At 46.0% G+C, this 13545-nt stretch carries 11 protein-coding genes; 5 read left to right on the top strand and 6 right to left on the bottom strand.

Annotation, left to right across the window (positions count from 1 at the left end; translation table 11 throughout):
- Nucleotides 1-42: 42 nt before the first annotated feature.
- The 3 genes from NI467_RS05960 to NI467_RS05950 form a co-directional block, all read right to left on the bottom strand.
- Entirely contained in the window at nucleotides 43-801 is a 759-nt protein-coding gene (locus NI467_RS05960; RefSeq protein ID WP_253151660.1) for a hypothetical protein, read from the bottom strand.
- 95 nt (nucleotides 802-896) lie between these two features.
- Nucleotides 897-3539: a type I DNA topoisomerase gene (topA, locus tag NI467_RS05955; protein ID WP_253151657.1), complete on the bottom strand. Its 2643-nt coding sequence runs from the start codon at nucleotides 3537-3539 to the stop codon at nucleotides 897-899.
- A 30-nt stretch (nucleotides 3540-3569) separates the two neighbouring features.
- On the bottom strand, nucleotides 3570-4019 hold the full coding sequence (locus tag NI467_RS05950; RefSeq protein WP_151205382.1) for an ammonium transporter: 450 nt from the start codon (nucleotides 4017-4019) through the stop codon (nucleotides 3570-3572).
- Between the two features lie 109 nt (nucleotides 4020-4128).
- Here NI467_RS05950 and NI467_RS05945 point away from each other — a divergent pair, with 109 nt between their 5' ends.
- On the top strand, nucleotides 4129-4269 hold the full coding sequence (locus NI467_RS05945; protein ID WP_253151655.1) for a hypothetical protein: 141 nt from the start codon (nucleotides 4129-4131) through the stop codon (nucleotides 4267-4269).
- A gap of 449 nt (nucleotides 4270-4718) precedes the next feature.
- On the opposite strand, the gene NI467_RS05940 is transcribed toward NI467_RS05945, so the two are convergent.
- Nucleotides 4719-5717 (bottom strand): hypothetical protein, encoded by a 999-nt coding sequence (locus NI467_RS05940; RefSeq protein ID WP_253151653.1) that lies wholly within the window; start codon nucleotides 5715-5717, stop codon nucleotides 4719-4721.
- Between the two features lie 217 nt (nucleotides 5718-5934).
- On the bottom strand, nucleotides 5935-6180 hold the full coding sequence (locus tag NI467_RS05935) for a SlyX family protein (protein WP_151207047.1): 246 nt from the start codon (nucleotides 6178-6180) through the stop codon (nucleotides 5935-5937).
- Between the two features lie 33 nt (nucleotides 6181-6213).
- On the opposite strand from NI467_RS05935, the gene NI467_RS05930 reads away from it, so the two are divergent.
- Nucleotides 6214-8121 carry an ATP-binding cassette domain-containing protein gene (locus NI467_RS05930; RefSeq protein WP_253151651.1) on the top strand — a complete coding sequence of 636 codons (1908 nt, stop codon included), beginning with the start codon at nucleotides 6214-6216 and terminating at the stop codon, nucleotides 8119-8121.
- Nucleotides 8122-8242: 121 nt separating this feature from the next.
- Nucleotides 8243-9178, top strand: coding sequence for a lauroyl acyltransferase (locus NI467_RS05925; protein WP_253151649.1), 936 nt, complete (start codon nucleotides 8243-8245; stop codon nucleotides 9176-9178).
- Nucleotides 9179-9566: 388 nt separating this feature from the next.
- Here NI467_RS05925 and NI467_RS05920 read toward each other — a convergent pair whose 3' ends face one another.
- Nucleotides 9567-10697, bottom strand: coding sequence for an endonuclease/exonuclease/phosphatase family protein (locus NI467_RS05920; protein WP_374982202.1), 1131 nt, complete (start codon nucleotides 10695-10697; stop codon nucleotides 9567-9569).
- Between the two features lie 190 nt (nucleotides 10698-10887).
- Between NI467_RS05920 and asd the strand changes: the two genes are divergently transcribed.
- Together asd and NI467_RS05910 are read left to right on the top strand one after the other, a co-directional pair.
- Nucleotides 10888-12006 (top strand): aspartate-semialdehyde dehydrogenase, encoded by a 1119-nt coding sequence (gene asd / locus NI467_RS05915; protein ID WP_253151647.1) that lies wholly within the window; start codon nucleotides 10888-10890, stop codon nucleotides 12004-12006.
- A gap of 123 nt (nucleotides 12007-12129) precedes the next feature.
- On the top strand, nucleotides 12130-13533 hold the full coding sequence (locus NI467_RS05910; protein WP_253151644.1) for a hypothetical protein: 1404 nt from the start codon (nucleotides 12130-12132) through the stop codon (nucleotides 13531-13533).
- Nucleotides 13534-13545: the final 12 nt, after the last annotated feature.

Below are 13545 nucleotides of genomic sequence, written 5' to 3'. Positions count from 1 at the left end.
GTTATAGACTGTGGATAATTTCAGTGTTATCCACACACTCTTTTATTGTTTCCAGCCAAGTTCAATAGCCGTTATTTCATTCAACAGGGTCTGCTTTAAAGATGCGGGCATTTTACTGGTGCTTTGTGATATCGGCAGATGGCCCGCCATCAGCTCCGCTTTGGCCTGTGGATATAAAGGCTGCTGCTTGGGGTCAGCATAACCTACTGGAAAAATGGGTTGGCCTGTGGCCAAGTCATATTTATCCGAGGCTCCAAAGGCATGCAATAACTCATGTACCAGCACAATTTTATTCTGTTCAGCCTGTTTTTCTGAGGCAAATAAATTGACTGAACCAATCCGACCTTTTTGTAAAGCGGTAGAATGTTTTAACTGGCTGGTTCGGGCCGGGTCATAGTAATTTAAAAACAAGGTCACGTTGGCTGATGGATCTGAGTCCTGATGTTGTTGCCAGGCATAAAACCTGAATTTTAGGCTCCAGCCTACCGTTTGCAATAAAGACGCCTGCTCAGGCACTTTAGGCGGTAACTCCTTCAGTTCACGCCCCAGATTAAAATAAAAATAAGTCGGCTTTCCGCGATACTGCTGTGCAGAGGTTTGCAAATAAGTCCGGGCCTCTTCCAGATCCTGTACTGACAGCTGCTGGATATAATTTTGAGTAGTGGCCAATCCATCAGCATTGACCGGATGCAGTAGGACAAAAATCGGCTTATTCCAGTCCTGATTCTGGTCCCGATAGGCATTAACGGCCACAATCAGTAGAATCATTAATAAAATCAGAATCCGAATCTTTTTCAACATTGCCCCAAAACTACCTTATCGTTATTTTTAAAATGGCATACATCATAAATAAAAAATGCCGACCTTCGTCAGCATTTTTTGAATATTTTTAAGCTTTAGGCTTCCACCCATTTGCCATCCTGATATACCAGAGACCACTTGGTCTGCTTGCCCTCTGGTGTTTCCGAACCCACATATTGGGCCTGGTTCTTACGGCTGAATTTTACCAGAGTCGGATTTCCTTCAGGGTCCACATCGGGTGCCTGTAACAGGAACTGATATTTTGGATCAATTTGATCTGCCACAGTCCGTAATTCTGCTACTTTAGGGGCCCGGGTTTCACGAACTTTCGGGAACTTGCTTGCCGCCAGGAATAGGCCTGCTGCCCCATCACGCAGCACAAAGTAGTCATCATGCTTGGTTGAGCGCAAATGTTCCATCTTGATCGGATCCACACGCGGCGGCGCAGGCTGGCCATTTTTCAGGACTTTGCGGGTATTATCACAGTTGTTGCAGGCAAAATAAGGACCAAAACGGCCAGTCTTCAGCTGCATTTCTCCATCACATTTATCACATGGAATGGTTGGGCCGTCGTACCCCTTGATTTTAAACTCGCCTTCTTCAAGCTCATAACCGGCACAATCCGGGTTATTACCACAGATATGCAGTTTACGCCCGCCATCAATCACATAACTGTCCATCGCGGTTGAGCAGATTGGACAGCGTTTTTTAGACATCAAATCTGCTGTTTCTGCAGCGTCATCATCGGAAAGGGCAGCCAAAGATTCAACTGGGGTCAGGTTAAATGTACCTTTGCAACGCTCTTTCGGTGGCAGGTTATAGCCTGAACAACCCAGAAATACTCCCGTAGTTCCGGTACGAATCTGCATCGGACGGTCACATTCTTTACAATGTACTGCCTCAACTTCTACCGGCTGATTACGGCGCATCCCGTTCTCGCCTTGCGCATTGGTCAGTCGTTGTTTGAAATCACCATAGAAACTGTCCAGCAGCTCTTTCCAGTTACGCTCGCCATCCGCAACCTTATCCAGTTGTCCTTCAAGATCGGCAGTAAAGTCGTAATTCATCAGGTTATTGAAGCTTTCATCCAGACGATCGGTGACGATCTCGCCCATTTTTTCGGCATAGAGACGACGGTTTTCCAGCTTTACATAACCCCGATCCTGAATAGTAGAAATAATCGCAGCATAGGTTGATGGACGGCCAATGCCTTTTTTCTCCAGCTCTTTCACCAATGAAGCTTCGGTAAAGCGTGCTGGCGGCTTGGTAAAGTGCTGAGAAGGATCGAGTTTTTCCAGTTTTAGTACTTCGCCGACTTTAACCGCCGGTAACAGCACATCATCATCAGACTTGTTCTGACCACGGACTTTGGTAAAACCATCAAATACCAGCGTACGGCCTTTGGCTTTCAGTTCTACCCCATTGGCATCCACTAAAATGGTCGAGGACAGATATTCTGCCGGGGTCATCTGGCAAGCGACAAACTGGCGCCAGATCAGGTCATACAGACGCTGCGCATCACGTTCTACTCCGGCCAGGCTATCGCCTTTCAATGCCACATTTGATGGACGGATTGCTTCGTGGGCTTCTTGTGCACCCGCCTTATTGCCATAACGATTCGGCTGGGCCGGCAAGTATTTTGTACCGTATTCGGACTCGATATGATCACGCACCATATTGACAGCATCTGCACTCAAGAAGGTCGAGTCGGTACGCATATAGGTAATAAAACCAGCTTCATACAGGCGCTGCGCCAGCATCATGGTTTTCTTCACCGAAAACCCTAAACGGGTACTGGCGGCTTGCTGCAAGGTCGAGGTGATATAAGGTGCACTTGGATTTACCTTGGTCGGCTTATCCTCACGCGTGATGACCTTGTATTCGGCATCTTTAATCAGGTTTAAAAGCGCGTCGGTTTCATCTTTGTTACGCAGCTTTAAGGTCTTGCCATGTTGCTTGACCGCTTCCAGACGAATATTGTCTTTATTGGATTGGGTATCGGCAAAAACCTGCCAGTATTCTTCAGGAATAAATTTGCGGATTTCACGTTCACGTTCGACGACCAGCTTGACCGCCACCGATTGCACCCGACCGGCAGACAGACCACGGGCAATCTTTTCCCATAGCAGTGGCGAAATCATGAAGCCGACCACACGGTCCAGAAAACGCCGTGCCTGTTGGGCGTTGACTTTATTGGTATCCAGACGTGCTGGCTGTTTAAAGGCTTCCTGAATGGCATTTTTGGTAATTTCGTTAAAGACCACACGCTGGTAACGTGAATCATCTCCCCCGATCACTTCTTTTAAATGCCAGGCAATCGCTTCCCCTTCACGGTCCAAATCCGTTGCAAGATAAACTTCATCAACTTGTGATGCCAGCTTTTTCAGTTCAGCGACCACGCCTTCTTTACCCGGAAGGACTTCATATTTGGCCTTCCATCCATGCTCTGGATCGACGCCCATCCGGTTAATCAACGCATTTTGTGCCTTTTCAGCTTTTTCAGCGTCGGTCAATTTGACTCGTGTCGCTGGTTTTTTCTCTGCACTCTTGGCAGAACCACCGGTTGGCAGGTCACGCACATGACCTACTGAAGATTTCACAATGTAGTTTGGACCGAGATACTTGTTGATTGTTTTCGCTTTTGCAGGCGACTCCACAATCACCAAGGCACGTTTACTTCCAGCGTCGGAAGTTTTTGCCGTGCTGCTTTTTGATGTGGACCGAGGAGCGTTCGCCATATTAACCGTTAATCCTGTTCATATCTAAAATTAAAGTTCAGTCAAAGCATGTAAAAGTGTCTTGATCTCGTCTAGTTGAGTCGCTCTAAGATCAGCTTCTTCATCCCAATAGACTCCTACACAGTTTGCCTGCATATCAATAGCATAAATGCCCTTTAATGCAATGGGAAAATCTGCAAATTTATCATCGCCCTGCACCAGCTCGAGCTTATTGTCGACCACACGGGCACGCATGAGTGGCAACCGCGCCTCTGGGAGCAGGATGCTATAATATGCCACCATACTGGCACGACTCTCTGTCGCTTTGGGAACTTTGGTCCATTCTGGTGCAACCACCAGTCGCGGGTGCAGCCCTATTTTACGGGCTTTGTCACGCATTATGCCTAAGGCTTTTTCCCGAGGACTAATGCGCAGTCCAAAGATCGACCCCAGCACAAAAATAATGATGACGAGCGCCACCCAGATTCCGGTATTTTCCATAGTTTAACCTTTATGCTCTTATATTAGAGTTGCATAAGCACAATATAAAACGCAAGCATCGCTTGCGAAATACTATTTTATTCTCTTCTTCTATAACTTTGATTCGTTTGTGTTAAGACAGGATTTCAGTACCGGGCTGGCCGATCATAGCGGCTATACTCGCGGCGTTAATCACACTGAAGGCATCCAGATTTTCCCAGGCCTGAATCAGCTGGTCATTATAAACTGGCTTGCTATTCTCCTGTTTTAAAATATTTTATTGCTTCAAAGCTAAACAGAAATTATTGTATTTACAAAACAGCTGTTAGTAGCAATTTTTATGAAATCATCACTATACAGTTAGTCCAGTTGCAGTTAGCGGGCTTGAGCTGGATCTCCTAACTTACTGTCTGATCCTGGCTATGAAGTAGCCGATCCTGCTTTAACTGACCAATCGTCCGCTGGATAGAGATAGGCCACGCTTTTAACCAGGATTTCAAAACATTAGTGAAAGAGTTGAACTGTTTAGGCTGATTTTTTAATCATAATTTGCCCACGAATAGCGCTTTAAACTCGGCTTTATCTGAGTCAATCTGCTGTAAAGCCAGCTTGGCCACTCTGCTAGGCGGAAGGTCTTTACTGTGTTGTTGCCTGAAAGCCCATCATTGCCAGCAAGTCGACACTAACAGTATTTTTTTCATATGCTCTTATAAACTGATTCTAATTTAGAAACATCTCATGACTATATAATACTTCGTGCCCATTCCAATAAACATATCCCTTTTCAATCAACTCTTTAAGTAAAAGGCGCACATCGGACTTCGGAAATAACTGCTCCAGCAAGTCACGCAGTGCATAAATATCTTTGGGCTTATCACCCTGCAATGCGCGCAGTTTACGTGCCACTTCCAGCTGTACAGGATCAAATTTACTGAAGTTTTTAAACAATTCCTGCTGGACCGACTGAATAGAAGATTGAGCAGCTTCAGTCACTGGCTCTTCCTTATGAAGCTGTGACAGCGCCTGATCCAGCGAGAGCTTTTCAACAGCCCCCTGCTCTTCCAGATCCAGTTGTACCCATTGTTTTAATACCTTTTTACGGAAGCTGACCTGCTCGTCATAGCGTTTGACAATTTTCAGGTTAATCAGCATTCCAATGACATGCTGTGCCTGAGCTGGCAGCACTTGCAGGATATTGCTGACCGAGTTTTTCAAGCTTTCCAGTGTCCCCGGTTTACCACTCATCTTGCCCAAGGCATCGCAATATTTTTTGACCAGCTGCAAAGCAGGCTTGGCTTTGATGGTCTGAATGCTGGGCAATTGAATCTTCGGTTTATCCTGAGCAGAAGTGGCATCATCCGGCTGAATCTGGATCAGGCTACACGGAATTTCTGAGGCTTGCAGCATGTCCATCAGCAGCTCACTGCTGTCCATAGCCGAAATCAGCTCAACTTGGGTATCGGCTTCCAACAAGGCCATCAACTGCCCGACGATCACGGCATATTCATATTCTTTATGTGGTGCTTCTGGCGTATCCAGAATCACAACCTGTCCACTGCTAATCCAACTGGCAAGCTCGGTAAGATCTTCCAGAGCAAATTCGAATTTTCCTGCACAGTTAAACAGATATAAACTCGGATAATGCTCGACGATATTACGTAGCAGCTGGGCTGTAGGAAAGTTATTTTCAAGATCGATAAGGACAACTTTTTGGCGCATAAGGCAAGATTAAGTATAAACCTGAAATACTCTATTAGAGTAGGAAGCGCGTGAAAGGTCAAACAGTTTTCTACGTGAGTGAAGGTGGATATATCTGAAAATTCATCTAAAAAGCGGTAAAAATTGCCGATAGGTGCCGAGGCTGATGCGCTGCAAGCTCTCTAAAAAAGAAACCCTTACGATTAGTAGGGTTTCTTTTTTCACAATCACTTGCAAATTAATAATGTGGTGGACGGTTGCTAATCGGGTCAAAAGCATCAATTCCTTCAGATAGGTCAGCAGACTCAACACGTTGATATAACAGCTGCATTTGTTTTTTTAAATCGATAATTTCCAGATTCTGCAGGCTCACCTGCTGATTCAGTTGTTCAACTAAATCATCTAAAAATGCAATTCGCACTTGCAAATCTTCAATGGGTGCGGAAAATGACGCCTGATCATTTAGATTTTGTTGTTTAGTCATTTTAAGTCCTCATTTGGGATTTCAGGAAACATTATGGCCTATATTACCTTAAGGGATGTCCAACTGGCATTTGGCGGACCTGCCTTGCTCGACGGCGCGAATTTTAACTTGGAACGCGGCGAACGGGTGTGTTTGATTGGCCGTAATGGTGAAGGTAAGTCTACCTTACTTAAACTGATTGAAGGAAGCTTACTCCCGGATGCTGGTGAAGTTTCCTTACAAAATGGCATCACCATTTCCATGCTGGCCCAAGACGTGCCGATGGATTCTGGCAAGGTCGCAGATATCGTCGCAGACGGAGCTGGTAAGGCTGCAGAAGTCCTGCGTGCTTATCATGAAGCCAGCGAAGCATGTGTGCTCGGGGATATGGAAGCCTGTGACCGCATGGGTAACTTACAACACCAGATGGATCTGCTGGATGGCTGGGCTCTGGAAACCAAAGTCAACTCAATCCTCAGTAAAATGGGACTGGATCCGGAAGCCGACCTGGCTGACTTGTCCGGTGGCCGTAAACGCCGCGTCCTGCTGGCACGTGCCCTGCTAACGCAGCCAGATGTATTGTTACTCGACGAACCAACCAACCATCTGGATGTCGAGAGTATTGAATGGCTGGAAAAATTCTTGCTAGAGCAGAATAACCTGACCTTGCTGTTTATTTCACATGACCGTGCTTTTGTCGATAGCATTGCGACCCGTATTGTCGAGCTTGACCGTGGTATTTTGCGCAGCTATGAAGGCAACTATTCGCGCTATTTGGACCTAAAAGCCCAGCAATTGGAAGCTGAAGAAAAGCAAAATGCACTGTTTGAGAAAAAGCTGGCTGAAGAGGAAGCCTGGATTCGCCAAGGTATTAAAGCACGCCGTACTCGCAATGAAGGTCGTGTCCGTGCCTTAAAAGCCCTACGGGAAGAATCCAAAGCCCGTCGCTTCCAGCAAGGCAAAGCCAGCATGTCGACTCAGGAAGCGCAACGCTCAGGTAAAGTGGTGTTTGAAATTGAACATCTCAGCGTAAAATTTGGTGACAATGCCCCAATTATTAATGATTTCTCGGCACTGGTGATGCGTGGCGACCGGATTGGCCTGGTGGGCGACAACGGTGTCGGAAAAACCACCCTGATCAAAGCCATTTTGGGTCAGCTGGAACATGGAGGTACAGTAAAAACCGGCACTCAGCTAGAAATTGCCTATTTTGACCAGTTAAGAAATGTGCTGGATCTGGAAAAATCAGTCAAAGACAACGTCTCTGAAGGTTCAGACCATGTCGATGTCAATGGTAATCGCCGTCATATCTACAGCTATCTGCAAGACTTCCTGTTCTCGCCGGAACGTGCCCGCACCCCGGTAAAAGCCCTGTCTGGTGGTGAGCGTAACCGTATTCTGCTGGCCAAACTGTTGTTAAAACCATCCAACCTGATCGTGATGGACGAACCGACCAACGACCTGGATATGGTGACGCTGGAACTTCTGGAAGAAATGCTGGCCGAATACAAAGGCACCCTGCTACTGATCTCGCATGACCGTGCCTTTATGGACAACGTGGTGACCTCGACTTGGGTCTTTGACGGAAAAGGCAATATTGATGAGTATATCGGTGGCTATCAGGATTATCTGGAACAGCGTCCGGATCAAACCGTGGTTGACCAGAAAATGGCAGTGAAAAAAGCCCAGGCGAAGGCAGAAGCCGCAGCAGCACCGGCGCCCTCTGTAGCGAAGAAAAAACTCAGCTACAAAGATCAGCGTGAACTGGAAATGTTGCCGGCTGAAATTGAAGCGCTGGAAAAAGAGCAAGCTGAGCTTTCTGAAAAACTGGCCGATGGTTCCTGGTTTGTCACCGACGCAGCAGCTGCAACCCAAGCCTCTGAACGTCTCGGCGCAATTGACGAGATCTTGCTGGAAAAAATGGAACGTTGGGATGAACTAGAAAATATGACCAAAGGTTAATTTTCCTCACAATCCACAACTAAGCATCTGTATTCGTACAGATGCTTTTTTATTGATGCACTTTTTATTTCAAAAAGCGCTTCTGCTACACTGCAAACAATTTAGCTTCCAACATCGCATTATGAGTCAAAAGCCCCAGTACCAGCCTGGTGAATTTCAATGGTCATTTTTACTGCCTCAATACTGGACCATCTGGATTGGCATTGTTTTTCTGATGATATTGGCCATTTTACCGTGGGCCATTCAGCATCGTGTGGCCACTTTTTTGGGCAGGCTGGCGTTTAACAGATTAAAATCGCGCCGTGAAACCACGGTCCGTAATCTGGAAGTGTGTTTTCCTGAATGGACACCTGAACAGGTCCAAGAACATGCACGTCAGGTTTTTGTTGACCAGATGATTGGGGTATTTGAAACCCTGAATGCCTGGTACTGTCCGAAATGGTTTGAGGGCCGGGTGTCTATTCAAGGCCTGGAACATATCCAAAATGCCCAGGCAGAAGGCAAAGGGGTCTTGCTCTTAGGTACCCACTCGACTTTACTGGATGCTGGTGGCTATCTGTGTGCTCAATATTTTGAACCAGATGTGGTCTATCGTCCCCAAAACAATCCTTTGCTCGATATGCTGATTTATCGTTGCCGGGCCACCATTTATGCCCATCAGATTGACCATGATGACATGCGCGGCTTAATCCGTCATCTTAAAAATGGCCATGCCATCTGGTATAGCCCAGATCAGGATTTTGGCTTGAAACAAGGCGTTATGGCACCATTTTTTGGCATTCCCGCGGCAACAGTTACCGCCCACCGTCGCTTGCTCAAAATCTCTAAAGCCGTCCCTATTCCCTTATATTTTTATCGTAGTGGCGATATTAAAGATCCGCATTACCATGTCCTGATTGAACCGGTGGTCGCTAATCTGCCCAGTGAAAATGAAGTCGATGATGCTACCCGCGTCAATCAGATTATTGAAAAGCAGCTGAGAATTGCTCCCACTCAATATATGTGGTTTCACCGTCGTTTTAAGACCCGCCCGGAAGGCTACGACTCTATTTACTAAATTCCCGATCAAATACAAAGACATCGACATCGACATCGACATCGACATCGGCATCGCAACTGCCATTTTCGTGTTTTCCCGGGTTTATTTGCTATAAAAATTATTTTAATTTTCAATTGAATATAAAAGAAAAATATTTAACCCGGGTTTTACATCCTGTAAAACCCGGGTTAATGAGGTTGTGCTTTCACATGTTGGTTTTTTTGTTTTTTGATTTCCCTTTCCGCATCATCTCCATAATGATTTCATTCAGCTTCGTCTTCCTTATGAGAATATCCTTTCTCGACTCCCTGTGCTGATGAGTCCAGAATACGAGATTCCTCCCTAGCTGCCTATTCGCAAGAAGCGTCAACTGCTGTAAGCCATATCCTACACTTTTCCCATAAAACTAGGGATATTTAGCTCCCTCTTTATAAGCCACCGCCACCTCATCAGTGACAGGTTTTTCTTCTTTTTCAGCTTTTTCAATGCCTTCCGCAATTGCTTCATGTGCTTCCTGCTCATCCTCATCGGTTTGCTCCAGCTCTTCCTGTAAGTGCTCAAATATCCGTCCCGTTTGTAAAACCAGATAAATCGGAAAGTGGTCTGAGCCTATATGGGCTAAACGCTCCATATGCACCAAAGCAAAATCGCGACTATGAAACACATGGTCAAGTGACCAGCGTAATAAGGGATAATCCGCATGGAAAGTATTGATATAATGCCGCCCGACACGCGGATCAAGTAAGCCACTGATACGCTGGAATAAACGTGTGGTTCTGGACCAAGCTACATCATTCAGGTCACCCATGACTATACAGCTTTCATCCAGATCCTTGATCTGGTCCCCGACAATTAATAATTCCGCATCGCGTAAAGTGGAATCCTTGGCTTCAGTCGGGCTGGGTGGCTTGGGATGCAAACAGTACAGCTGCACGGTCTGACCAGAACGCAAAGTCGCTGTTGTGTGAATTGAAGGGATATCATCACTCAGAATAAACTTGACCTCAGTATTACTGAGCTTGAGCTTGCTATATAGATGCATGCCGTACAGATTATCCAACGGCACAGGCACCCGATAAGGATAATCCTCCTCAATTATAGCGAGTGCATCTTGCCAGACCTGATCCGTTTCCAGAGTTAATACCAGATCCGGTTGCAAAGTCTGAATTTTTTCAATGAGCAGATGATATTTGGTATTGGTGGTCAGTACATTGGAAACGATCAGAGAAATCTGGCGCTGGGGATCCAGCTGATCCTGTCTGACCTGTTTCACCTGCTTTTTCCAGACAAAGGTATAAGGCAGTACCATTTTTAGCTGATAGGCCAAGGCTGCAATCAGCCCGACAAAAATAAGCTGGCTCGCCCAACTCCAGGGATGATCGACCGCTAAAAACAGAATAAAAGCAATGAAGCCCAAGACCAGAATTTGCAGGCGTGGAAAGTCTGCGCCACGTATCCACCACTCATCTCGTGGAATAAGTGACCAGAAACTGAGCCAAATTACGACAATAGCGACACTCTGGATAATCCACATCATAAAAATTTACTCTGTACTAAGTTATTATTTTTTCTTAAAGAAAACTGACTTTATCAGTTTTGTATGTATCATAAAGCAGATATTTTTCTCAAGAATATTGATGTTTTGATTGTGTAGCTATTGCAGTTGAATCCCGTTTTGATACACTCGAACATCTTCTGAATTTTTTAACGCACCGAGGCAAAGTGACATGAAAGTAGGTCTGGTCGGTTGGCGCGGGATGGTCGGTTCCGTCCTTATGCAACGTATGGTTGATGAGAATGATTTTGCTCATTTTGAGCCATTCTATTTCTCCACCAGTAATGCAGGTGGTGAAGCACCTGCATTTGGCGGTAAAACTGCCCCAGCACTTATGGATGCAACAGACATTAACAGTCTGAAGCAGATGGATGTCATTATTACCTGTCAGGGTGGCGACTACACCTCTGAGGTTTTCCCGAAACTGAAAGCCGAAGGCTGGAACGGTTACTGGATTGATGCAGCATCTACCTTACGTATGGCAGATGAAGCCATCATCGTGCTTGATCCTGTCAATATGAATGTCATCAAAGACGGTCTAGTCAAGGGCACCAAAGTATTTGTAGGTGGTAACTGTACTGTTTCCCTGATGCTGATGGGCATAGGCGGTCTGTTCCAGAACAATCTGGTGGAATGGGCAACCTCAATGACCTATCAGGCTGCATCTGGTGCAGGCGCGCAGAATATGCGTGAACTGATCGCTGGCATGGGTTATTTATACAATAATACCAAAGAGTTGCTGGATGACCCACGCTCACCAATTCTGGATATTGATTCTAAAATCGCAGAATTGCAACGTGGTGAAGGCTTCCCGTCTGCTAACTTCGGTGTGCCTCTGGCGGGCTCCCTGATTCCATATATCGACAAACAGCTGGAAAGCGGTCAGTCGAAAGAGGAATGGAAAGGCCAGGTAGAAACTAACAAGATTCTGGCTAACCAGCAAATTGTTCCGATTGATGGCCACTGTGTTCGTATCGGTGCTATGCGCTGTCACTCCCAGGCATTGACGATCAAGCTGAAAAAAGATGTGCCATTAAACGAAGTGGAAGACATCATCCGTCAATCAAATGACTGGGCGAAAGTTGTGCCAAATACACGTGAAGCTTCAATGAGCGACCTTACCCCTGTGGCTGTCACTGGTACCTTGAGTGTTCCGGTTGGCCGTCTGCGCAAGCTAAACATGGGCAAAGAATATCTCGGCGCGTTCACTGTAGGCGACCAATTGCTGTGGGGTGCTGCTGAGCCTTTACGTCGTATGTTGCGTATTCTGATTGACTATAAAAATGCTTAATCGCATTTAAGTCGTAAATTCTAAAAGCCGGTCTTTATTGATCGGCTTTTTTGTGTAAGTATTATGTAAACATTTTACAAAAAACAAACATCCCGTTAATCTATGATTTTTCGCTATGCGATAATGACTGAGCTCACGATTAAGATGACTGTATATAACAAATTAAAACTTGCCATTTTAGCCATTATTGCTTCACAGACCAGTTATGCGATTAATGTGGATCCCGTACAAGTCCAGTCCGCACCTGGGGAGCTGCTGTATGCAGAAATGACCTTCCGACAATCTGATATCAATACCCCACTTGAAGTCAGTCTGGCTACACCAGAAGATCTGATCGCCATGGGCGCTGTACATCAGCCACCGGGTCATCTGAATTTCTTTACTCGCCGTAATAGCAACGGAACCGGGGTCATTACCATTACCTCATCACGTCCGGTGACCGATCGTGAGCTGAATATTATTGTCAAGATCAAGGAAGGAAATGCAGCCCGTTTGCAGCATATCCGGACCTCGCTGCAGACCAAAACAGATTTATTGCAAGCCAGCCTGAAACAGAATGAGCATACGCTATCCCCGGTCGTAGTCGCCAGCGAAAAAGATATTGCCTTGAACCTGCCGGTGAGTACCCAGTATCATCCTGCGCCGCAAAGAGCCCAAGCAGTCCCTCCTGCGGAAAAATCTCTGGTAGCACAATCAACGACACCTCCACCTCTATCGAGTAGCTCGATTCCCAAAGCGCTTACTGCATCTCATGCGGTTCAGCCTGAGCAGACAGTCACTGCTGAGTCGCAGAAGGTCGCAACTCAACCTGTAGTGGATTCTGATGGCCGAGCTACTCCAGCACAGGCTTTAGCACAAACAGATACTACCCAATCTCAGGTATCACTAGACCCGCTGGTCCAGAAATATCAAAAAGAGTTGGCGCAAAAACAGGCACAGGTAGCACCTACTCAAGCCAAAGCCTTGCCTAAAACAACAGCCCCTCAGGCTGCCAGCTATGTGGTGCAGTCCAATGAATCGCTCTGGAGCATTGCCTCACGAATTGCTCAGGAACAGCAACGTCCTGTACATGAAATCATGCAACAAGTGAAAGAGCGTAATGACCATGCCTTTATCGATGGCAACGTGAATCGCCTGCGTAAAGGTGCAGCCTTGAATCTGGATGGTATTGGCACAGTGTCGGCAGTGAAAGTGGCAAACCACAAGCAGGTTGAGGCTCCTACACGCCCTGCTGCGAAAACCAAATACCGTCTGAATGAGGCAGAAATGAGCTTGGTGGCTGAGAACCAGAACAATTCCAGCCATGTTTCTGCAAATCAGAACACAGAACAACAGCAAACTTCAAAAGAGTTGTCATTAAAAGTTATGACAGCCCGAGAAAAAACCGTTAAATTACAGAGAAACGTAACTGAATTAGAATTGGCTCTCAATCAGAAGGATCACAAAATTCAATTATTAAATGCCCGTCTTGCTCAACTGCAACAACAGCTGAAAGCACAACAGGTAGATAAGAAGCCAACTCATTAAAAAGTTATACAT

Origin of the sequence: Acinetobacter sp. S4397-1 (assembly GCF_024129285.1) — a bacterium.
In the GTDB taxonomy this organism is placed as follows: Bacteria; Pseudomonadota; Gammaproteobacteria; order Pseudomonadales; family Moraxellaceae; genus Acinetobacter; species Acinetobacter lwoffii_C.
The sequence above is the reverse complement of the archived record's forward strand: the minus strand, read 5'-3'. Positions and strand labels throughout refer to the sequence as shown.